Source organism: Paenibacillus sp. FSL H7-0940, from assembly GCF_037979415.1.
Taxonomy (GTDB): Bacteria; Bacillota; Bacilli; order Paenibacillales; family Paenibacillaceae; genus Paenibacillus; species Paenibacillus amylolyticus.
Map to the genome: position 1 here is coordinate 6,272,319 of NZ_CP150280.1, position 23,781 is coordinate 6,296,099.

Below are 23,781 nucleotides of genomic sequence, written 5' to 3' on the forward strand. Positions count from 1 at the left end.
GTGATATTTGTACATGGACAACTATGATCACTACTGCATGGACAATTATGATGTGAGGTGACGCATGATATGCTGCAACTGCTCCATAACGGACAAGGGATCAAATCCATAGAACATGTCGGCATCAATCTCGTATACACGTCCTTCACGAACGGCGGATAGGGTGCCCCAGGATTCCTGATTCAGCAGGTTATCCAGCATTTCTCGTTCGGCAGGTTCCTCAGGGAAGGCGACAAACATGTGATCTGCGGCATACAAGTGAATCTCGGACAACGGAACATGAACGTACCCCGTAAGTAACTGCCCATCCTGCTCCATACGTGACGGCGGAGTGAAGCTCAGCGATTGATACAGCACATGAGAAGCTCTGCCCCAGCCATGACCATAGATATAAGCGCCGTCCTCTCCAATCATAAACATGCAAACGGCGGACCCTCGTGTTCCTTCCATCTGTTGGTCTAACGTATGATTGGCTTCTTGCTCAAGTTGATGATATTGATCTAACAACGCCTGTGCATTGGACTCAAGCCCGGTAATTCGGCCCAAAAGAAGAAGCTGCTCCTGCCAATCAATTTCCTCAAAGGGCATCAGAATGGTTGGTGCGATCAGACGTAGTTCATCAGAAGCGGGATGTGGTGCATACCCGATAATGACATCGGGCTGAGCGTTTGCAATCAGATCCGTATGTTTAACAAGCTCATATTCGGAATGCTGCTCAAATTGCTCATGACCATCATGAACATGTTCACCACGTTTTTCTTCCATCCAGCTGGCGACGGCACCCATGTGGGGAGTGTGACCCAATGCCAGAAGTGAAGCCGTATAGTTGTAAGTCAAAGAAACAATCTTTTTGGGCATTTTCCGGTAGTGTGTTGGTGCTGATCCAACCATCTGTTTGAATTTGCGGCTCAGATAAAAGGTGTCCCTGTAGCCTGTCAGTTGTGCAATCTCCTGTAGCGTAGGGTTCGCGAACAACAGATGTTCCTGAGCCATCCTGATTCTGAGACGAGTTACATATTCAACAAACGTAAGACCTGTATGTTTCTTGAACTCCCGTGAGAAATGCTCAGGACTCACATTTGCATCCCGTGCCAATTGTTCGCGGGTTAACGGATGGGTATACATCTGATGGATATGTCTGAGCACGGCATCGAGCCAGGAGTGATCTTCATGAGCAGAATGAGCCGCATGATCCCGCAAAATATCCAGTAACTCATAGAAAAGCATATGTGGCCTGAAGGGGCTGGAATCACGGCCTGCCGTACTGGCTTGAACCAGCTCTACTGCCCTGTCGGTGAGAGTGCGACTTCCAATGGGAACTGGTATCCCGAACGGCCAGAACAGCTGTTCATTTTCAGTGGAATCAAAAGCAATAGCAATGCCCTGTACTGGCGACAGGGAGCCGCGCTTGTTCTCGTGCTGAAGCAGGCTTCCAGCTTGCCGAACGACTGCACAGCCTGCATTTAATGTCAGTTTACCCTCTGTACTGATCAGCCTGGCCTGGCCAGCAGTAATGACGTATAGCACATGAAGTGTGCTCCACATCTCATCTGTACGGGAGAACGCCTCACGGTCATGAAGTTGCACCAGATGGCGCAGCTTGAACAGGGCAGCGGGGATGGACTGAATCTTCTGCAAGGAAACGGAGCGGGACAGCGATTTTTTATGGTAAATAGGCTTGGAAATATTCATTTGATAACTGTCTCCTTACATAAGTCAGCAGGGACAGTATTCGTCTCATGCCCCTGGTGTACTGGCGTAATTCTCGGATCTCGACTATTATGCAGTATATACTATAAACGGAGTGACGTGGATGGACAGATTGAACAAATCAACTTTTTATTTGAAAAATAGATAAAGTGGTTGAAATCGCTATCAACACCGACTATAATGAAAATGTCGAAACGTTTCAATCTGGCGTTTACTGCCAGTTTCATTGTATTAGGCACGAACTGTTTATAGAGCGCCAGATTGAAAGAAGTGTCATGACCATCACTAATGGTATGGATTGGAACGGGATGCATTCAACCGTGGCCCCATAAGGATGGGAACGAGGATTTTTTTTGAGAACACCTCGAAACGTTTCGATTGACATCCATCGCTATGATATGTATAAAGATTAATAAACGATAATGAAGGATTTAGTGGTTGTTCTAACCATGTACCGTATAAAATGTGGGGTAACCTTGAATTTGTTCTTTATAGGTTCAACTAAACTTTTTACGCGAGAACGGAGAGGACAGAAATAACGTGAAGAAGCGAAGCTAAAAGCTTTCTGAAAGAAAGCTGCATCGGAAGCATATGCTGAGCCTTTATCCCCGGATTTTCCCTTTGAAGAAGGGAATTAAAAAAATCTGGGGATAACAGCGATCGGAAGGTTATTCTGTCATCGGAGTGGTAAGTGTAAATATTCTTTAGTTGAACTTATATATAGTTTAGAAGGAGCGAACGTGGAATGGCAACGATTAAGGATGTGGCAAAGCTGGCTGGTGTAGCACTCTCGACTGCTTCCTATGCGTTGAGCGGGGATAGCAAGGTTAGTGCCAAGACCAAGGCTAAAGTGCTTGAGGCAGCACGAGAACTGAATTACCGCAAGAACGGCTTTGCCATGGACCTGAAACGGAGCCGGACAAACACGATCGCTTTGATCCTGACCGATCTGTCGGGCCCGTATTACTCGGAGTTGATCCGTAGTGTACAGGATGTAGCACTCGCGAACGGGTATGACCTGATTGCTTGCAGCTCCATGGGTGGACGGGACTCAACGGCAGTGCGATTTTTGCGTGAAAAAAGAGTAGATGGAGCCATCATCCTGGCGCATAACATCCATGATGATATTCTGGTAGAATCTGCCGGTCATCGTTTTCCGATCATTGTGATGGATCGTCAGCTGTCGAGTGACCATCTGGTTAACGTGCTGGTTGATGGAGAGCAGGGGGGTTACCTTGCTACCCGCCACCTGATCCAGGCTGGACATCAGAAGATTGCTTATATCAGTGGCCCATCCAACTCGTATGACAACGCGCTCCGTTACCAAGGGTATCTGCGAGCGATGCGGGAAGCGGGACTTGAAGAAAAGTCCAAATGGCGTCTGAACGGTAATTTTGTGCGTGAGGGCGGATACAGTGCGACCAAAATGATGATCATGCAGGGCGATCTTCCCTCAGCGGTATTTTACGGTAACGATGAGATGGCGATTGGTGGCCTGAAAGCATTGGAAGAGCGTGGTGTATCGGTGCCGAATGATATTTCCGTGATCGGTTTTGATGATATTCAGTTGTCCGAATATGTGAATCCACCGCTGACAACGATACGCCAGCCGAAGCATGAAGCCGGGTCGCTCGCCGGACATCTGTTATTCCAGATGCTCAATGGCGAAGCGGTTGACCCTTCATATACGTTAACGATTAATATGATCGAGCGCAGCTCTATACGTTCGGTTTAGACCGAGTCTGAATAACAAAGAACTGCCTGCATGCTGAAGTAAAAGTTTAATGATGGGGTTATCGTCCGGACGGGCTGTAAAGAGCCGGTTTGAAGAGGCCCCTATTCTTTTTCAGATTTATCGAAACGTTTCGATTTTAACTAATTCAAGGAGTGAACCTTATGACAACGATGATTAATGAACCGATCCGGTTGAGTGCCGGAGAGTTATCCTTTACCTTTTTGAACAGTGGCGACCTGTATCAGGCTACATCCGGTACAACGATGTTGAACCAGTTGCTCAGCAACCAGATTGATGGATCATTGAACAACCTGTACCTGCGTGTACATGAGGGAGAGAATATCAGCTCGTTCCCGTTGCTCGGTGTACATTCGAACAGCAAGGTGATTACAAGCAAGGCACAATCCAGCAACCAGTTGATCTGGGAGGGCACAGTCCAGCTGGAAGGTAGCGAAAAAGGCATTGGCTATCAGGTCGTATTTACGGCTACACCGCAAGGTGTATGGTTCTGGGATGTGAAACTAACAGGACAACAACATAACGTAGACGTGGTATATGGGCAGGATGTTGGTCTTGCTGATCCAGGTGCGGTACGCAGTAATGAAGCTTATCTGTCACAATACATTGACCATACGGTGTTTGAAGATGAAGCGAAAGGTTATGTGGTGTGTTCCCGTCAAAACCAGCCTCAGGGCGGTGCATTTCCTTATATGCAACAAGGTTCCCTGACCAAAGCAGTCGGTTACTCCACAGATGGATTCCAATTCTTCGGTCTGTCGTACAAGGAAACGAATCAACCAGAGAGCTTGAATCGCCCAACGCTGGCAAATGAGACATATCAGTATGAATTTGCCTATACGGCATTGCAATCTGAACTGATGAATCTGAACGGAGAAGCTCAGGTGGTCTTCTATGGACTGGCGAAGCCTAATCATGCCGAAGGAATCTCTGCACTGGAGTTCGGAGATGAAGTTACAGCAGCATGGAATGAAGTACAGGCTCTGACTGTGGAAAATGGTGACACGTTGGAACAGGTGAAACTGTCCTCCTTCCTGGGTGAACCACTGGTAACACTCGATCTGACGCAAGATGAGATTCATGATCTGTTCCCTGATCGTCATCAGGAAGAGCACAGTGGTGAGGAACTGTTGTCCTTCTTCACAGGCAGCTATGAGCATATCGTTCTGAAAGCAAAAGAACTGCTCGTAGAGCGTCCACACGGTCACATTCTGATGAGTGGTGGCAACGTGCAACTTGGAGCACAGGTTATTACGACAACATCGTATATGTACGGTATTTTCAACTCACAACTCGTTATTGGTAACACCAATTTTAATAAAATGATCAGTAATGCTCGCAATGCATTAAACGTGCCGAAAACGGCGGGACAACGCATCTATGTGGAAATGGACGGACAATATCGTCTGCTGACGATGCCTTCCCTGTTCGAAATTGGCTTCAACTATGTACGTTGGATCTACAAAACGGCATCCGATACGATCATCGTAACGAACTATACAGGGGCACACACCACCGAAGTGAGCATGAACGTACGCTCCACAAGTGGCACAGCATACCGTTACCTGGTAACAAACCAGATTACGATGAATGTGAATGAATACGAGTATCCACTGCATATGACGCAGGACGGCGATACTTTGATCTTCAAGGCTGATCCACAAGCGATTAGTGCAGGAACGTACCCAGATCTGCAATACCGCATGTCGGTGGATGGCGCAGCTGTGAATGTAGGAGACGAAACGTTGCTGGCAAGTGGTATCCGCAGTGGTTCCGCATCTCTGGTAACGCTTAGTCTGGAAGCGAGTGCTGAATGGACGCTGAAGGTACAAGGAGTATTGGAAGGTCAAGCGGATAGCGGAGTGGTAGCAGGTTCAAGCCTTACGTTTGAAGAGGAAGTGCAGGCATACCGCGAGTTCTTCGCAGGTGTGATGAACGGGTTCCGTTTGTCCCGTGGAGAAGGTCAGAGTGCTGAGGATTTGTTCAAAGTAAATGCGCTGGCTTGGTGGTACACCCACAACATGCTGGTTCACTACTCCGTGCCTCACGGTTTGGAGCAATACGGTGGTGCGGCTTGGGGTACACGGGATGTGTGCCAAGGTCCAGTGGAGTACTTTATGGCAACACAAAAATATGAGCAAGTTCGCGATATCATCAAAATGGTTTATACCCACCAATACGAAGATGATGGCAACTGGCCGCAATGGTTCATGTTTGATAAATACTTTGCGATTCAACAGGAAGAGAGCCATGGCGATATCATCGTATGGCCGTTGAAAGTATTGGCGGACTACCTGACAGCGACTCGCGACTATGCAATCCTGGATGAGAAAGTACCTTATACCGTCAAGCATAGCTTCGGGTTCACGGAAGAGACGGCAACGGTACTGGATCACGCGAAAAAAGAAATCGAATATATCCGTTCGCACTTCCTGCACGATACGTTCCTGTCTTCCTACGGAGATGGCGACTGGGATGATACGCTCCAACCAGCCAATGCACAGCTCAAGCAATACATGGTGAGCAGTTGGACTGTGGCATTGACGTATCAGTCCGTGAACGTGCTCTCGCAAGCGCTGAAATTCAAGGATGCGGACTTTGCACAGGAGCTTGATGTGCTGGCTCAAGGCATTCGTGAGGACTTTAACCGTTACATGCTGGGCACAGATGTGATTCCAGGCTTTGTATACATGGAAGAAGCGGACCAAGCGAAGCTGATGCTTCATCCAACAGACACAGAGACAGGCATTCAATATCGACTGTTGCCAATGACGCGCAGCATGATCGGTGAATTGCTGAATGCGGAGCAAGCAGAATCGCATTATGCCTTGATCCGTGAGCAGTTCCTATGCCCGGATGGCGTGCGTCTGATGAATCGTCCAGCTCAATATGCTGGTGGTGTAAGCACACACTTCAAACGTGCAGAGCAAGCGTCCAACTTCGGACGTGAGATTGGTTTGCAATATGTGCACGCCCATATCCGTTACGTGGAAGCGATGGCGAAGCTGGGTAAGACAGATCAGGTGTGGAATGGTCTCGCGATGATCAACCCGGTTGGTATCGGCGAGGTTGTACCTAACGCGGAGATTCGCCAAGCGAACTCATACTTCAGTAGTTCGGACGGTAAGTTTAATACGCGTTACGAGGCACAGGAGCATTTTGACCAGCTTCGTAAAGGGACTGTACAAGTGAAAGGCGGATGGAGAATCTACTCCAGCGGCCCTGGAATCTACATGAACCAGCTGATCTCCAATGCGCTTGGCATTCGTCAAGAGGGCGGCGATCTGGTCATTGACCCGGTATTGCCAGCTGAGCTGAACGGCATGCAATTCGAATTCGAGTATGCGGGTGAGCCAGTGACGTTCATTTATCACTTGAACGAAGGTGCTGTGAGCCGTGTAGCGGTGAATGGCAAAGACATTCGTACTGAGCGTACAGCGAACCGTTACCGTCAAGGCGGAGTAAGCATCTCACTGGATGAGTTCAGACAAGCACGCAGTGCAACTGAGCGTACGGTTGTTGATATCTATATGTAATTTCATAGCATGATGTACACCAAGGTCATCCTCCTTTAATCAAGGCGGGATGGCCTTTTTGGCATATGCTCATAATCCACTAGCGCAGCGGGACCGCCAGCAACGTGTACAACAGCTCATTATGCCGCACATGCTTGGTTACATAGCCCTGTTGTTCCAGCCAGCTGCATAGCTCACCCAGCAGAGGGAAGTGACGCTCGCGTAAGGCGCGCAGCTGTTCCTCGTGTCCTGTGGTTTCTGCCTGCCGAATATAGGAATCACGGTGAGTCGCATCAACAAACATCAGATCCGTTAGACCGATACGTCCACGCGAGGTTAATACCCGCTGCATCTCCTGTAAAGCCAATAGTTGCTGATCTGGACTTAGATGATGGAAAGCAAAGCTGGATACAACAAAGTCGAAGGAATGATCGGTAAAAGGCAACGCCAGAAAATTACCAAGTTTCACATGCATCTCAGGATATTTGGTACGACATCTGCGTAGCATCTCCCGGGATTGGTCGATTGCAGTCATGTCTGCGCCGTGCTGTAGCAGTTTCCCAGCCAGATTACCTGTGCCTGTACCAATATCGAGTCCTTTCTCACCAAGGGCGGGAGAGATCCAATGAGCTGTCTGTTCGAGCGCTTCGTCATAGTTGTGATACAGATAAAAGGAAGACTGTACCGTATCCTTGGATTCGCCCGGCGTGGAATGATCTGTATCCTGGTGTGGATGTGCAACTTCATTCTCATCGCTTATAGGTGAGGCGTAGGCCGAATGATGCCTGCCCTCTGAATCGGGGTGTTCAGTACTGACTCTGCCTTCCGCCTGCACTCGCTGATCGTGGATGGCTGCCTGCGTGTCATAATTCCACCGATCATGCCAGTTCTGCCGGGCTTCGCGCAGGCGACGGGCACTGTCCGCGAGATCGTGTAGATGGCTGACATCCAACGGACCATCCTGACGATTCAGGTCAATCATACGCTGGGTTGTATCCATCATACGTTTCAACTCGATCCACTGGGCATATATGACGGCCTGTTGCAGTTCCAGATATTCTTCCAGCCGCTGCTGGTTTCCTTGATCAATCTCTCCGAGCGCATGTGTAATATCTTGTAGGGACATGCCAATCTCACGCAGTGCAGCAATGGTCTGAAGCCGCCAGATATCATTCTCCGTATAGGTGCGATAACCGTTACTGGACTGTTTGGCGGGGAGAATTAATCCTTTTTCCTCATAAAAACGAATGGCTCTCGCCGATATACCAAGCCTGCTTGCTGCCTCTTTGATATTCATCATGCATCCCCTCCTTATCGAATCAGTATAAACTATGACGTAACGGCAAGGTTAAGTGTTTATTTTATTTTGCGAAAAGGTTCAATACCGAGTGGAATTTTAGTCAAAGCTGAGGCTATGCTACAATATATAGAACAAAAAACTTAAATAGTGAAGTAAACGAACAATGTCTTCCTATTCCTAAGTTTCTCAACGTTCTTAACTCTCTTAACTTTCCCGACGTTGTAGCGCACAGCGTTGTCGACTATAGCACGAAAGGTTGAATCATTATGCTTACCAGCCATACATTTACGATTCGTCCATCCGAGATTAAAGATGCAGCCCAGCTAATGGAGTTGGACGCCCTGGTATGGGACAAATACACCTCTCCTGCACCGATGCATTGGCGTTCCAGACAACAATATCTGCAGCATTGCCCGCCAGGCAGTCAATTGATTGCGGTGCAGGGAGAGCGGGTATGTGGTTATGTGGGCTTTCAGCCAGCCACAGGTATGCCCGTCAACCGTCATGTCTACGAGATTCATATTGCGGTTCATCCTCATGATCGGCGTTGTGGCATTGCCACAGCTTTGATGGATGCCATTAAGCAGCATGCGGCCCAACAAGGCGTTCGCAAGCTCAGGCTGCGCGTACTTTCCAGCAATCCGGGAGCCATCACGTTTTATACACAGTGTGGATTTGTGACGGAAGGCAGGTTGGTTTCCGAGTTTTATATCGGAGGCAAATATGTGGACGATATTCTTATGGGTTATTTTATCCAGACCAAATAGAAACATAGCTGAGGAGGAGGAACAACGATGGACATGGGACTTCAAGGTAAAAAAGCACTGGTGCTGGCTTCCAGTCGCGGGCTGGGCAAAGCCGTAGCCGCTCAATTGGCAGCAGAAGGTGCTGACGTCATGCTCGCCAGCCGGAGCGAAGAAAAGCTCGCAGCAGTGAAGCAGGAGCTTCTGGCGCTTGGTGGTGGCGGACGTGTGGAATATTGTGCAACCGATGTGACACGCAAGGAAGATATTGAGGCTCTGATTCACAAGACAGCAGAAATGTTCGGACAGATTGATATTCTGGTGAACAATTCGGGTGGCCCGCCATCGGGTTCATTTGAGTCACTGACGGATGAAGATTGGGAACGTGCATTTGAATTAAATGTGCTCAGTTATGTAAGGCTGATTCGTGGCGCTCTTCCTTATATGAAAGAAAGCGGAGGACACATTGTCAATATCGCTTCAACTTCGGTGAAACAGCCCATTCCGGGTCTGGTGCTGTCCAACACGTTCCGTACCGGCGTGTTTGGGTTGGCGAAGACGTTATCCCAGGAGCTGGCTCCATACGGTATTTTGATCAACACGGTGGCGCCGGGACGTATTGCAACAGACCGTATACGTGAGCTGGATGCAGCACGGGCTGAGCAGAACGGAATCAGTGAGGAAGAGGTATCTGACCAATTCCGTAAAGAGATTCCACTGGGCCGTTATGGTCAACCAGAGGAGTTTGCCAAAGCGGTTGTATTCCTGTTATCCGGAGCCAATACGTACATTACCGGAACCTCATTGATCGTGGATGGTGGTATGGTTCGAGCACTATAAAAGTCATTGAATAAAATAAAATACCCTCTGTCACCACATTACGTGGAGATCGAGGGTATTCGTGTTGATCCATTATGTTGGGAGAGATCACTCCCGATTCATTATGTAGGCGAATTAGCGCAAGAGTTCCCATTCATGCTGAAGCATGCCGTACACCGCATGGTTCACGTAACCTTTAGGCAGTTTCTCTGCCTGACGAATGACCCCCTCGAGAACAAATCCGAGTCTTTCAGGGATAGCGCGACTCCGTTTGTTATTTGTTGCCGAGCGAATCTCGACGCGATTCAGGTCCAGGGTCACCAGAGCATAATCAACCAGAACGCGACAAGCGCTTGTCATCAAGCCCTGACCCTCAAAACCTTTGCCAAGCCAGTATCCGATGCTTACCGAGCGGTTGGTCCAGTTAATCTCGTGGAATCCAATGACGCCAGCTAGATCCCCTTTTGACCATACTCCCGCGGTGAATCCGCCATTCTCGGCACCTTGTTTTAACGCGTTGGTAATAAAGTTCGAGGTGTGTTCCACTTCTGTCACATGATCCACCCACGGCAACCAATGTCTCAGTTGATCCCGCGAGCGATCCGTCAGTTCAAACAGCGGTTTGGTATGTTCCATGGCCAGTGGCCGGAGTTCGGTATATTCATCCAATGAATAGGTAAACATGAATGCAACCTTCTTTCTTTGTATAGTGTTGTTCAAAAAAGTCCACTTTTGATTACGAATTATGCCTAGCGGCATTATTAGCATCGAATATGAAAACCAGATTTTTTGAACACGTATTTGTAGTGGATTAACGGGAAGTCTTGGGTAACTTTTGCTCCAGTGCAAACAGGTCTTCTTCCATTGAGGCCATGCGTTGATTAACCGTTGTGCGTGCGTCACGGAGTGCCTGATTATATATGTAGGGAGCGAGCTGTGTCATGAACAGGTCGAGGACACCCCAAGCGGCCAGATCGCCGAGTTCTTCGCCACGTTCCTCTTCGAAATACGACTGGATGGTGCGAATGGCTTCATCCTGCTGTTCTTTGGTCAGTTTAAGCGAGTTCGATGGAATGGGAAACCCTCCCTTTAATTTGTTTTTACTATCATGCTACATGATTCGAGCCAACCCGTCAAAATGGTTTAGGGCCTATTTATGCACGGCTTATCCTGACTTTGGTGCCGTTCTTTATTGAACTCCTCCCCCGTTAAAGGTATATTTAAATGAAACGCGTACGAAACTTTCCAAGAAAATAGATTTTTTCAGGAAATGACTTCGTTATTAAGGAATTATAGCCGGAATTGCTGCAATTCCCTAAGGCTCCAATCCATTCATGAAAGGTTTGATACCTGTGGACAATCGTACAACCCCACCTAACTTTATCAAAAATATTATTACCGAAGATCTCCGGTCTGGGAAAGTCCAGGAAGTTATTACCCGTTTTCCTCCGGAACCGAACGGTTATCTGCATATCGGCCATGCCAAGGCGATCTGGATCAACTTTACGCTGGGCGGCGAATTTGGCGGCAAAACGAATCTGCGCTTTGATGACACGAATCCGGTCAAGGAAGATGTAGAGTACGTTCAATCGATTCAGGAAGACGTGAAATGGCTCGGATACGAGTGGAACGAGAAACGTTTTGCCTCGGATTATTTTGACGAGATGTACAACCGTGCTGTCTTGTTGATTAAAAAAGGTAAAGCCTACATCGACGACCAAAGCGCCGACGAAATCCGTGAAATGCGCGGAACGCTGACGGAGCCGGGTAAGAACAGCCCGTACCGTGATCGTTCGGTGGAAGAGAATCTCGACCTGTTCACACGTATGCGTGCAGGTGAATTCAAGAACGGGGAGAAAGTGCTGCGTGCCAAGATCGATATGTCTGCACCGAATATCAACCTGCGCGATCCGGTTATTTACCGGATTTCTCATGCACATCATCATAACACGGGCGACAAATGGTGTATCTATCCAATGTACGCCTTTGCTCACCCGCTCGAAGATGCAATTGAAGGTGTAACGCATTCCCTCTGTTCCCTGGAGTTCGAGGATCAACGTCCATTCTACGATTGGGTTATTGCCGAGTGTGAGATGGAGAACCAACCACGTCAATATGAATTTGGTCGGCTGAATCTGTCCCAGATGGTGACAAGTAAGCGGAAGCTGAAACTGCTCGTAGATGAAGGACATGTGGATGGATGGGATGATCCACGTATGCCAACGATTTCGGGTCTGCGCCGCCGGGGTTATACACCGGAAGCTATTCGTGATTTTGTATATGAGACAGGCATTTCCAAAAACTATGGAGTTATCGACCTGCAAACGCTGGAGCACTTTGTACGTGAAGACTTGAAACTGAAAGCTCCGCGCACGATGGCTGTGCTGCATCCGCTCAAAGTGGTCATCACTAACTATCCTGAAGGACAAGTGGAATGGCTTGAAGCAGAGAACAATGTGGAGAACCCAGAGATGGGTAATCGCCAAATTCCGTTCTCCCGTGAGATTTATATCGAACAAGACGATTTCATGGAAAATCCGCCGAACAAATATTTCCGTTTGTTCCCTGGCAACGAAGTTCGTCTGAAACATGCATACTTCATCAAATGTAACGATGTGATCAAAGATGCAGAAGGTAATGTAACCGAGATTCATTGTACCTATGATGTGGAGACAAAGAGCGGCAGTGGATTCACTGGCCGTAAAGTCAAAGGAACAATCCACTGGGTAGAAGCGACTCAAGCGGTACCTGCTGAATTCCGTCTGTACGAGCCGTTGATCCTGGATGAAGCACCGGAAGCAGAGGTGGAAGTGGCAGTAGCTGGGGCTGAAGCTGAGGTTGTGGAAGAGCAACCGGAGAAAACGTTCCTGGATCAATTGAACCCGAACTCCCTTGAGATTGTTAATGGGTATGTGGAACAAGAGATGAAAGAAGCGAATGCTCAGGATAAATTCCAATTCTTCCGTCACGGTTACTTTAGTGTAGATCCGAAACATTCCGAACCAGGACGTCCGGTATTTAACCGGGTCGTATCCCTGAAAAGCTCGTTCCAACTGCCGAAGGCGTAATGTGAACATAGGTAGGACGATAGGTTAGCAGTAAACTTAAATCTATGAACGAAAAAGGCGTCTCCAGGGCAATAAGCCAATGGAGACGCCTTTTTCTTGTGCGCCTGCAATTGATAAAGAAGGTTGTACTAATACAAGTCCTGGTTCTGCGTGGATACACAAAAAATAATTATTAATACAACGGGATACTTAAATAAACATTTTTCCAACTTTCGGCGTTTAAGTTAATGTGAACAATAATTTCAAGGAGGAATCAAGATGAAGCGATTTGTTTCTTTATTGTTGATGTTAACTTTAGCTGTCTGTGTAGGCTCTGTTGCCTCTGCTACTTTGGACCAATCCCTAATGGATCTACCTTTTAAGGAACGTGCGGCGAATGTGTACAATTCATCACTAAAAAAAGTTGAACTAAGTGTCATAAAGGATGGAAAGGCAACAAAAACAACTTATAAATCCATTTATATCCCAGTGAAAGATGTTTTTAAACGATCTGGAGCAACGTTTAAATGGGATGGAAAGAAAAAAATCACCACGATTAAAAATGAAGGACAAGAACTGATTCTTAATTTCTCTGGCAAAGAAATCACAGCGGGTAACAATCAAGTTGTGCTCCCTCAAGAGTGGGTACAATTGAAAAACGGGGTCTCGAGTATGGATGCATTTGTCTTAGCATATATTTTTGAACTCTCGACTGATGACTCCGATCAAGAAAGAGTGGACTGGAAAGAGAAACTGAATTTCTTGGATATCAAAGGTACAACCGGTTTTCCAGGATTAGATAAGTATATGCATGTGTTTGTTCAGTTTAATGATTAGTTAAAATCTATAGAGAAACTAGCATCGTGTTCATATTATGATAGAACGAACTACAGCTCCGCTTTATCTCCGGATTTTACCCTTTGAAAAGGGAATTAAGAAAATCCGGGGATAACAGCGATCAGAAGGTTGTTCTGGCATCGGAGTGCTCAAGTAGTAACTTTAATCGTGCAAATATCCCCCTGCAACAAAAGATTATCTGTCCTCATCCATATTACCCATCTCTGTCAATACAACTGGCTGATAGCCGTTACGTCGATTCGATAACCACATGATGCTAAATCCAACAGCGCCGATGAGCGAGAAGAATACGCCAATGCTATACATGATTTCTGCACCGAAGCTCTGGAACAACCAGCCGCCGAACAGACCGGCAATCACGCCGGAGAGACCTCCCCAGGCCATCGTGTAGACCGCTTGACCGGAGGAACGGTAAGGTCTTGGAATGAACAGCATGGTCAGTTGCGTACCCACATAGAAGTACCCACCAAACGTAATGGAGTGCATCAACTGAATGAATACAATCTCCAGCGGGTTGTTAGCCAGTGCCATGAGTTGCCAGCGAAGTGCAAACAGCACACTGATCAGAATGAGAGATGCCAGGAGCATGCTCATTTTGCGTTTGAGTAAGCGGTCGAGCAGCAGGAATACGCCGACTTCGAGAATGGATGAGGTGAAGATGGCCCAGCCGACCATCTGTTTATCGCCACCCATCTCTACTATGTATAGTGACATAAACGTACTATTCATGGCATTAGGCACCGATACGAGTACACCCAGGCCGATAAATGCCATAAAATACGGATTGAACATGACTTTGCCAAACCGCCGAAAAGTAACCACCGGTGTATCCGAAGCAATCGGCTGTCTGGGTAGAAATACGGATAATACAAAGGCGGTGGCAATCATGCACGCAAATATAATGGATACACTGCCGATGCCAAAACGGTCAATGAGCGGTCCGGCTGCGACGGCAGTCAGCGCCCAACCGAGTGAACCCCAGAGCCGGAATGATCCAAATTTCTGGGTTGTACCATCGATATATCCAAGAATCAGACTGTTCGTTTGAGCAAATAATGGACTTTGAAAAAAATAAAAGAAAATCATGGCTACATAGATCCATGTATATGTGGGCGCATAGAATACACCCTGGGCGAGCACAAATGTGCCTCCCATCATAATCATCAGAATGATGCGAATGTTGCGAGATTTATCGCTCCAGAAACCCCAGAACGGGTTGGCAAACAAGGATACAAAGGGTCCAATCGCCATGAGACTGCCAATCTCCAGTTTGGTCATACCAATCTCTTGCAGATACAACTGCAGGAATCCGGCGAAGATGGAGATGGCTCCATATATGAAAAAGTTATATAGTTTCAGAGAAACCAATGAGGGATTGCCTCTTGAAGGTGCAGGTCTGTCCAATTAAGCCATTCCTTTCAAATGCATATTGTTCAATGTATCATTTGTTGAAAGGGGATTCAATGCATAGCGAACGTTTTGAAATTGATGTAGTCAAACACATACCAGGAGGGAGGATAACAACATGAACACGCGTGAATGGACAGGCATCATATTGGCAGGGGGGTTATCCAGCCGCATGGGGACCAACAAAGCCATGTTGGAACTGAACGGTTCCGTTGTACTGCAACATGTCACAAAGGCCATGAGACCCGCCGTATCCCGTATCATCGTGGCTGCCGGACCCAATGTGACAACCTACGGTGCAGTAGGCTACGACTGCGTTCAGGATCACTATCCGGGGAAGGGGCCACTCGCCGGTCTTCACGCGGCACTGGAGGCTTCCGGTACGGAATGGAATCTAGTCTGCGCCTGCGATATGCCGCTCCTGCAAACGTCTTTTTTTGATGGGATAAAAAAGCTGGCCGAGTCGCATGACTCTTATTCTGCTATCGTTCCACGCGTGGATGGACATGTCCACCCTCTTGCAGGGGCTTACCACATACGAGTGCTCCCTGATCTGGAGCAGCGTCTGATACAGGATCATCTTCGAGTCATGCGATGGCTTGAAGAGATCGGTTGCTGTTATGTCGAAGCGGAAGAGCTTGAAAGAGCGGGCGTTCATCAAGTAGCGATACAATTGAGTAATATGAACACGCCGGAAGAGTACGAGCGTATCCGTAATCAAGATTCTGGACTCGATTCCGATCTGTAGGATACAGGATCACCTGATGCATCTGCATGATGATTGCGATATTGAAGCGGGCTTTGGCCTGTCCAACGTTTGAATTGTCTGCTGAAATGGGACAGATGGGTGTAACCGAGCTTCCACGCAATTTCCCCGAGCGACAGCTCTGGCTGTTCGATCAGCACTTTGGCCTCCTGTAACTTCAAGCTGGACAGGTAAGCCCTGGGCGACCGCCCGTACACCTTGCGAAAGACCTGTAGACCATATCCCGGGCTGATGCCAAACGAGGATATAATCTGCTCTACTTTGACCGTGGATACGCTGCTTTCCTTGGTTCGAAGCTGGGCATGGAATGCCTGCTTGATCGCCTCCGCTATAGCTCCCGCATAATGCATGGCTGTTGGAGCTGGTGCATGTGAAGCAGCAACGGAAGTGGTGGACTCCGGTTCATTGTCAGCGGCTTGGGACAACAGAGCGAACAGTTCAAACATGCGGGCCTGCATGATCATTTTGTCAGTGGACGTGTAGGCCTCAGATACGTTAATCATCCCCATCCAACTCTCCAGCACAACGCGCATCTTCCTATTATCTGCCGTACCTGCTGCGTAGATTCGGCTGTGCTGTGACATCAGCTTCAGGGTGAAGACTGGATCATCCACATTAAAGTGAGCGCTAAAATAAGTCATGCCTTCCGTGGATACACATTGATTCGTATGTTTGAACCCGGGAGGAATGAGAAGAATGGAACCTTCCTCCACGGTATAGGTATACCCGTGAATCACACTCTCCTGCGTACCTTCGATGATCAACATAATCTCAAAGCCCGGATGTGATTCCTCCGGCATCGCCCATCCATAGGGTACTTGTTGGCTGTGCGCACCATAGAATTTGATGTTACTGTCGATAATAGGCAGCCAGTGGGCCAGCGTATGGTGAGGCATTTCTCGGAGCTGTGATCGGATATCCATCATATTCACCTCGGAAAAGGGTAAAAACAACTTGCCTTATACAATCGGCACCCGTAGTATACTTCATTATAATCAGTTTAACGCAAGCATGGATAATCCATCGAATACATCAGCGTTTGAAGTGGTTGCTGAACAATCCAAGTTCTTCAACCGACATTAATGTAAACGCTACCATTATGGATTGGAATATGTCAACTCTTGCACACGTCAAGATCATTATATTTTCCACCTAAAAAGGAGATTAAATCATGGACAAATTATTATATGGCGTAGCTTACTATGATGAATATATGCCTTACGAAAGATTGGACAAAGACATTCAGATGATGAAGGATGCAGGGATTAATGTGGTCCGCATTGCAGAATCAACCTGGAGTACCCATGAACCGCAGAATGGTGTATTTGACTTCTCTTCCGTGGATCGTGTGCTCAATGCCATGCATGAGGCGGGGATTCAGGTCATCGTTGGCACACCAACTTATGCTATTCCTACGTGGATGGTCAAGGAACATCCGGACGTGCTGGCTACAACCTCACAGGGACCTGGCAAATATGGCGCAAGACAGATCATGGACATTACACATCCAACCTATCTATTCTATGCCGAGCGGATCATCCGCAAGCTGATCTCTCGGGTAAGCACACATCCAGCGGTAATCGGTTATCAGACAGATAACGAGACGAAGCATTACAATACGGCTGGAGATAATGTACAACTGCAATTCGTGAAATACATGCGGAACAAGTTCAGCTCCCTGGATGAACTCAACAAGGAATTTGGCCTCGACTACTGGAGCAATCGGATCAATAGCTGGGAGGACTTCCCGTCTGTTGTAGGAACGATCAACGGCAGTCTGGGTGCTGAATTTGCCAAGTTCCAGCGACAGTTGGTAACCAACTTTTTGGCTTGGCAAGTGGGGATCGTGAATGAATACAAACAGGAAGGACAGTTTGTTACCCAGAACTTTGACTTTGACTGGCGTGGATATTCCTACGGCATTCAAGGGGATGTGGACCATTTTGCCGCATCGAAACCTTTTGACATCACCAGTGTGGACATCTACCATCCTTCCCAGGATGATCTGACCGGCATTGAAATTTCATTCGGCGGGGATGTGGCGCGTTCCACAAAACAATCGAACTATCTGGTACTGGAGACCGAAGCGCAGGCGTTCTGGCATTGGGTTCCGTATCCGGGACAACTGCGTTTGCAGGCATTCAGTCATCTGGCATCAGGGGCGAACATGGTCGCTTACTGGCACTGGCATTCGTTGCACAATTCCTTTGAGACGTACTGGAAAGGATTGCTTAGTCATGACTTCGAACCGAATCCGGTGTATAACGAAGCGAAGACCATTGGCAGGGATTTCGCCCGGCTTAGTCCGCAGCTCGTGAATCTGAAGAAAAAGAATCGAGTGGCTGTGCTGTTCAGCAATGAGGCACTGACATCCATCAAGTGGTTTGGTTTTAACTTCACCAGTGACAAGAACTACAATGATGTGGTGCGCTGGATGTACGATGAATTGTATAAAATGAACATTGGCTGTGACCTCATCGACCCATCGGTTGAGAGTTATGCGGAGTATGACGTGCTCGTTGTACCTGCTCTGTATGCTGCTTCGGATGCATTGTTGAAAAAATTAAATCAATTCGTACAGGATGGTGGACATATCGTCTACTCGTTCAAAAGCGGATTTGCAAATGAGCATATCAAGGTACGCTCTACCCGCCAGCCCGGCCTGATCAGTGAGGCCTGCGGGATCAGTTATAACCTTTTTGTAGAGCCGAAACATGTCTCGCTGCGCGATGATCCATTCGAGGTTGGTGAGGAGCAGAACCAGGTTCACACCTGGATGGAACTGATTACACCAACAACGGCTGAAGTACTCGCTTGGTATGATCATCCACATTGGGGTGAATATGCGGCAATTACCCAGAATGCCTATGGAAAAGGCAAAGCAACCTATGTCGGATGTTATACCAGTTCTGCGGTGATCCGTAAGGTGTTGGAACGTGTCATGAAGGAAGCGGGCGTATGGGGAGCTGATCAGGAGCTGGCTTTTCCTATCATTGTGAAGACAGGTGTGAACGATCAGGGGAACACGATTCGCTACTATTTCAATTATGCGGATGAGGCAACATCTTTCGTGAATGCTTATGGAGAAGGGACTGAACTTCTGGCAGGAACCCCGATTGCTGCTGGAGAGAAGATCGAACTGGAGCCATGGGGCATACGGATTGTCGAACAATAATAGGAAATAATAAATATAGGTATATAAGTTGAATTCAACATGTACACGTTAACGGAGAGGGCAGAAGAAACCTGAGGAAGCGGAGCTAAAAGCTTTCTGAAAGAAAGCTGCATCGGAAGCATATACCTCGCCTTTATCACTGGATTTTTCCCTTAGAAAAGGGAATCAAAAAAATTCGGTGATAACAGCGATCAGAGGGTTGTTCTGACCACGTAGTGATCTCGTGTAACCATTCAATCTATTGTATAACGTGATATTTTAACATTTCCAAACGAATATAAAGACCAAAGCGCCCTCAGCTTCCATGCTGGGGCGTTTGTCTATTTTAGCTCAGGAGTGGATGCGCTGTGTTTACCGAATGTTATCGGAAGCTGATAGATCCTTTCAAACGTAGCATTCGCAATAAATTGATTCTTACCATGACGCTGCTGGCCGTTCTGCCCGTCATTGCCATGACCGCTATGGCAGCCGAGAATACCCGCTCTTCCATGGAAGAGGAGATTATGGAGACCAACCGAGCCAATATGAACTGGGCCTCCATCTATCTGGGTGAACAGTTCGCGCGCATGAACAACATTATCTATTCGATTCAGATCAGTGACGAATTGCATCAATATCTGGCGTTGAACGAGGAAGCGCCGGCAGCCAGTCGGTTCGATGAACAGAAGGCCATGTTCAATATGCTCAACAGTGTATACTATTCTGCTGGCAATTATGTATTTGGCGTTGAATTGTACCTGAAGGAATTGGACACCTTGTTCACCTTCAACTCGATGGATTCTCGCATCAAAGCGGTATCGGAAATACCGGAAGGATATCATGAGCTTTTTGCACAACATAAAGATTTTACGATTATCAATGATCCGGACGATCCGCAAAAGTTTCACATGACCCGCAGCATGAACCGCTTCGAGGATCAGGCACAGATCGGGGCCATCAGTCTGGAGGTCAAGTGGGCTGAGTTCAACCAGACCCTGGAGCTGCTGGATAGCCGGGGTGACTATGCGGTATACATTGCTGACAGCACGGGGAGTCCGGTCTATCAGCCAAACCAAGATATTCAGCCTTCAGCGGAAGCACTGGAGAAATTGGCAGGCACAAAAGAAAGCTCGGGGTTTATCCGTACAGCCAAGGAGTACGTATTCTTTCATTCCATTGAGCCGTCAGGACTGCGTGTGATCAAGATTGTACCTGCCCATGTCGTTAACGAAAGTGCCTTGGAAACGATGAAATACGGATTGGTTGTGGGTGGCCTGGCCACTGTCATATCTGTGGGACTAGCTGCGCTGGTGGCCTGGCGCACATCAAAGCCCATTGTCAGACTGGCAAATTCCATGAAGGGTATTCAACTGATCAAGGACAGGGAAGTGGTGCGAAGTGGCCGGGTAGATGAGATTGGTCTGCTGGAGAAAAATCTGCACGGCATGGCTAGTCGTATTCGGGAACATATTCGCGACAACTACCTGATGAATCTGGAGAAGCAGACGGCCGAGCTCAAAGCACTGCAATCTCAGATCCATCCGCATTTCCTGCAAAATACGTTGCAGATGATTGGCGGCATGGTCTACTCGCAAAAACCGGCAGACAGTTACAAGGTCATTCGAGCCTTGAGCGAGATGTTTCGTTATATTGTGCGAGCGCCAGATGGACTGGTGCCCCTGCAGTCTGAACTCGATCAGTTGGAGCATTATATGCTGATTCAGAAGCAACGTTTTGCCGGCAGGCTTGAATATACACTGGAGATTACGGGAGAACTTCGGGCGTGTTATATCCCCAAGTTGTCTTTGCAACCCATTGTGGAGAATGCATTTTTGCATGGTCTGGAGAAGAAACAGGGCGAATGGAAGCTGGGCATTGAGGTGGTCTGTGAACCTAGAGATGTAACCATTCGAATTTGTGATAACGGCGTGGGTATGGATGCTGAGAAACTAACGGAGATGCAGTCCAGACTGGAGCGGCTTACCCGGCAGGCAGATCGGGTGTGGAGTTCAGGTACAAGTATTGGACTGGTTAATGCGGCCTCACGAATTGTAATGCATTTTGGACCTGAATATGGGATGAGCATAGAAAGTGAATACGGACAGGGGACAAGCGTTACGGTACGAATCCCCTGCAATACAGGAGGCGAAGCCTTGTGAACAAGGAACTGTACAGAGTGCTGTTGGTGGATGATGAACCGTGGAACCGGGATATTTTGCGCAACCTGGGAGATTGGAATGAACTCGGCATGACCGTTGCAGGTGAGGCAGAGGATGGTGAGCAGGCCATACAACTGGTCAAGCAGCATCAGCCTCACATTATCATTACGGACATGCGCATGCCCGGCACAGACGGTGTGGAGCTGTTGCAGACGCTTAGCGGACAATACCCACAGATCAAGGTGATCGTGGTGAGCGGATATGATGACTTCAATTATGCAAAACATGCGATCCGGCATCGGGCTGCAGATTATCTGCTCAAACCGGTGAATCCGGATGAACTGAATGGTGTACTTGCTAAATGTGCAAAGGAGTTGGAAAAGGTTGAATCAGCACCTGAATCGTGGGAATCGTACCCATCTTCGTTCGCAGGTGAGTTCTCCCTGTTTCAGCAGCAGGCTCGCTTGCGGTTTAATGACCTAAACGTTCAGAGTCTGCGGGAGTGGTTCCAGCAATTACAGCAGAAGCTGGAACGATGCGAGATTAACAGACCTCGGCAGCTTGGAAGGGTGGCTCATGAATTACAGGCTTTGCTGGACGAACTGTGCGTCTCCAATGGCTTGTACGAGCGGCCCGAAGCAACGGCGCTACCTCCTGCGGCTGCACTGGCTTCCATTGAATCCACGATCGCATGGATTTCGAGTCCGTACTATCAAGCTTTGGAGCAGCTGATTGCGCAGCGTAAATTCAAGAACAAGCTGAACCTGAATGAGGTGAAGCAATACATTGAGCAACACTGTATGGAGATGATTACGCTGGAGCAGCTCGCCCAGATCTTTTTTGTTAGTAAGGAATATCTCAGCAAGGTATTCAAGAAAGAGTATGAGGTGAATGTGACCGACTATGTTGTCCAATTACGTATGACGAGAGCGAAAGAATGGGTGATGGATGAACAGATTCCGTTCAAGCATGTTGCCGAGATGGCGGGTTATGAAGATGTGTCCTACTTCTATCGAGTGTTTAAGAAGCATTTCGGAATATCTCCAGGGGAGATGCGGAAGGGACAGGCTCGTATATCAGGTAAATCAGGCAGTAGTACGGAATGAGACATTCGAGAGAGCATTTGCGGCAGGATTAAGGTTTAAAATAATCCAATACACAAGTCTAATTTTGTCCAATGAAGCGCTTTCATTTTCTGATATATAATGATCCTATGAAAGACAAACCAGTTACACACCGGGAGGTCATAAGAGATGAAAGTATGGAAAAGCGTAGCAAGTGCGGTACTGGTCAGTGTTCTGCTCGCAGGTTGCGGTTCCAATGCAGGAACGGACAATGGGCAGGAGGAATCCGCATCAGGCAGCACGGTATCACTCAAAGTATTCGTTGCACAACCTCGGCTGAAAGAACATTACGACAAATATATAGAACAGTTCAAAGCCAAGGAGAAAGCAGAGAAAAACATTGAAGTGAACGTGCAACTGGAGATGCCGCCTGCGGACAATGCACCTCAGATTCTGAAGACTCGTCTCGCCTCCAATGATGCACCGGATGTGTTCGCCCTGCATGCAGTCAATGAGATTCCACCATTCAGCAAAGCTGGTTATCTGGAAGACCTGTCGGGCCAACCTTTTGTCGATAAGCTGCTGGATTCGGTTAAACCTTCCATAACGGATGCAGAGGGCAAAATCGTAGCTGTTCCATTGGAAACAGTATCATGGGGCTATCTGTACAATAAAGATATTTTTGAAGAGCAAGGGCTGGAAGTGCCAACGACGTTAACGGAAATGAAAGCGGTCGTGGAGAAACTCAAAGCAGCCAACATTACACCGTTTGAACTGTCCTACAAAGAAGCCTGGATTCCGCAATTATTCCTGCCACTTACCGTGGGTGCATTAACTCAGTCTGAGCACAAAGACTTCGTGGAGAAGATGAATCAGGATCAGGGCTCCTTTTCCGATATGAAAGCATTGTTTGATATCTTTGATCTCGTCAATGCCAATGGAACGGACAAAGCGCTGGAAGTGGGCGGAGATGATGGTTCAGCAGCCTTCGCATCAGGAAGCGCCGCGATGTGGATTCAGGGACCCTGGTTTGCCGAAACCATTCTGAAGTCCAACCCGGACTTGAACTTTGGTGTAGCACCAATGCCGATCAATGACAATCCGGATGATACCAAAATCAATCTGAGCACCTCCACTTCGCTGGCAGTATCGTCATCTAGCAAAAACAAAGAAGTGGCACTCGATTTCGTGAACTACATTCTCGATGACAAGGATTCAAGTGCATTCTTCGAAGCACTCAAGTTCAATCCGATTGCCAAGATCCATGACTTCAAGAGCTTCCCGTGGGTAGACGATGCCCAGAAATATGTGAGTGAAGGTAAAGCTTATGAGGATCCCTCCCTCCCTCAAGCGGTGAAAGACGAGTCAGGCAAAGCGTTGCAAGGCTACTACTCTGGGCAATTAAATCAACAGCAGGTTATCGATGCGCTCGACAAGGCGTGGAAATCCTACAACAAAGTCAACAAGTAAGGAGTTGCGAGAAATT

At 47.8% G+C, this 23,781-nt stretch carries 17 protein-coding genes; 11 read left to right on the forward strand and 6 right to left on the reverse strand.

All coding sequences use genetic code 11. From position 1 onward, the window contains the following. Positions 1-45: 45 nt before the first annotated feature. A complete protein-coding gene (locus tag MHB71_RS27635) occupies positions 46-1,692 on the reverse strand; it encodes an AraC family transcriptional regulator (protein ID WP_076253662.1) in 1,647 nt (548 codons plus the stop codon). A 763-nt stretch (positions 1,693-2,455) separates the two neighbouring features. On the opposite strand from MHB71_RS27635, the gene MHB71_RS27640 reads away from it, so the two are divergent. Both MHB71_RS27640 and MHB71_RS27645 read left to right on the forward strand, forming a co-directional pair. Further along, positions 2,456-3,445 carry a LacI family DNA-binding transcriptional regulator gene (locus MHB71_RS27640; protein ID WP_340028205.1) on the forward strand — a complete coding sequence of 330 codons (990 nt, stop codon included), beginning with the start codon at positions 2,456-2,458 and terminating at the stop codon, positions 3,443-3,445. Between the two features lie 161 nt (positions 3,446-3,606). Next, positions 3,607-6,999 carry a cellobiose phosphorylase gene (locus MHB71_RS27645; protein ID WP_340028206.1) on the forward strand — a complete coding sequence of 1,131 codons (3,393 nt, stop codon included), beginning with the start codon at positions 3,607-3,609 and terminating at the stop codon, positions 6,997-6,999. 79 nt (positions 7,000-7,078) lie between these two features. Here MHB71_RS27645 and MHB71_RS27650 read toward each other — a convergent pair whose 3' ends face one another. After that, positions 7,079-8,278 carry a methyltransferase domain-containing protein gene (locus MHB71_RS27650; RefSeq protein ID WP_340028207.1) on the reverse strand — a complete coding sequence of 400 codons (1,200 nt, stop codon included), beginning with the start codon at positions 8,276-8,278 and terminating at the stop codon, positions 7,079-7,081. A gap of 266 nt (positions 8,279-8,544) precedes the next feature. Between MHB71_RS27650 and MHB71_RS27655 the strand changes: the two genes are divergently transcribed. Together MHB71_RS27655 and MHB71_RS27660 are read left to right on the forward strand one after the other, a co-directional pair. Beyond that, a complete protein-coding gene (locus MHB71_RS27655) occupies positions 8,545-9,045 on the forward strand; it encodes a GNAT family N-acetyltransferase (RefSeq protein WP_340028208.1) in 501 nt (166 codons plus the stop codon). A 27-nt stretch (positions 9,046-9,072) separates the two neighbouring features. Then, positions 9,073-9,861, forward strand: coding sequence for an SDR family oxidoreductase (locus MHB71_RS27660; protein WP_036667794.1), 789 nt, complete (start codon positions 9,073-9,075; stop codon positions 9,859-9,861). 114 nt (positions 9,862-9,975) lie between these two features. Here the strand turns inward: MHB71_RS27660 and MHB71_RS27665 are convergent, their stop codons facing one another. Together MHB71_RS27665 and MHB71_RS27670 are read right to left on the reverse strand one after the other, a co-directional pair. Further along, a complete protein-coding gene (locus MHB71_RS27665) occupies positions 9,976-10,524 on the reverse strand; it encodes a GNAT family protein (protein ID WP_036612698.1) in 549 nt (182 codons plus the stop codon). Positions 10,525-10,651: 127 nt separating this feature from the next. After that, positions 10,652-10,915, reverse strand: coding sequence for a DUF2164 domain-containing protein (locus MHB71_RS27670; protein WP_076253656.1), 264 nt, complete (start codon positions 10,913-10,915; stop codon positions 10,652-10,654). A 259-nt stretch (positions 10,916-11,174) separates the two neighbouring features. Here MHB71_RS27670 and MHB71_RS27675 point away from each other — a divergent pair, with 259 nt between their 5' ends. Continuing rightward, positions 11,175-12,908 carry a glutamine--tRNA ligase/YqeY domain fusion protein gene (locus tag MHB71_RS27675; RefSeq protein ID WP_127548964.1) on the forward strand — a complete coding sequence of 578 codons (1,734 nt, stop codon included), beginning with the start codon at positions 11,175-11,177 and terminating at the stop codon, positions 12,906-12,908. Between the two features lie 258 nt (positions 12,909-13,166). Next, positions 13,167-13,724 (forward strand): stalk domain-containing protein, encoded by a 558-nt coding sequence (locus MHB71_RS27680; RefSeq protein ID WP_340028209.1) that lies wholly within the window; start codon positions 13,167-13,169, stop codon positions 13,722-13,724. A 195-nt stretch (positions 13,725-13,919) separates the two neighbouring features. On the opposite strand, the gene MHB71_RS27685 is transcribed toward MHB71_RS27680, so the two are convergent. Beyond that, a complete protein-coding gene (locus MHB71_RS27685; RefSeq protein ID WP_036667790.1) occupies positions 13,920-15,113 on the reverse strand; it encodes an MFS transporter in 1,194 nt (397 codons plus the stop codon). Between the two features lie 157 nt (positions 15,114-15,270). Between MHB71_RS27685 and MHB71_RS27690 the strand changes: the two genes are divergently transcribed. After that, the gene (locus tag MHB71_RS27690) at positions 15,271-15,900 is read left to right on the forward strand and encodes a molybdenum cofactor guanylyltransferase (protein WP_340028210.1); all 630 of its coding nucleotides are present in this window, start codon (positions 15,271-15,273) and stop codon (positions 15,898-15,900) included. On the opposite strand, the gene MHB71_RS27695 is transcribed toward MHB71_RS27690, so the two are convergent. Next, positions 15,870-16,844 (reverse strand): AraC family transcriptional regulator, encoded by a 975-nt coding sequence (locus MHB71_RS27695; protein WP_340028211.1) that lies wholly within the window; start codon positions 16,842-16,844, stop codon positions 15,870-15,872. The two genes, MHB71_RS27690 and MHB71_RS27695, sit on opposite strands and share 31 nt — an antisense overlap. Positions 16,845-17,089: 245 nt before the next feature. Between MHB71_RS27695 and MHB71_RS27700 the strand changes: the two genes are divergently transcribed. From MHB71_RS27700 to MHB71_RS27715, 4 genes are all read left to right on the forward strand, one after another. Then, positions 17,090-19,093: a beta-galactosidase gene (locus tag MHB71_RS27700; RefSeq protein ID WP_340028212.1), complete on the forward strand. Its 2,004-nt coding sequence runs from the start codon at positions 17,090-17,092 to the stop codon at positions 19,091-19,093. Between the two features lie 347 nt (positions 19,094-19,440). After that, a complete protein-coding gene (locus MHB71_RS27705) occupies positions 19,441-21,231 on the forward strand; it encodes a sensor histidine kinase (protein ID WP_340028213.1) in 1,791 nt (596 codons plus the stop codon). Further along, a complete protein-coding gene (locus tag MHB71_RS27710; RefSeq protein ID WP_340028214.1) occupies positions 21,228-22,337 on the forward strand; it encodes a response regulator in 1,110 nt (369 codons plus the stop codon). The genes MHB71_RS27705 and MHB71_RS27710 overlap by 4 nt, the downstream gene beginning before the upstream one ends. Positions 22,338-22,484: 147 nt before the next feature. Then, positions 22,485-23,765 (forward strand): extracellular solute-binding protein, encoded by a 1,281-nt coding sequence (locus MHB71_RS27715; protein WP_221825477.1) that lies wholly within the window; start codon positions 22,485-22,487, stop codon positions 23,763-23,765. Positions 23,766-23,781: the final 16 nt, after the last annotated feature.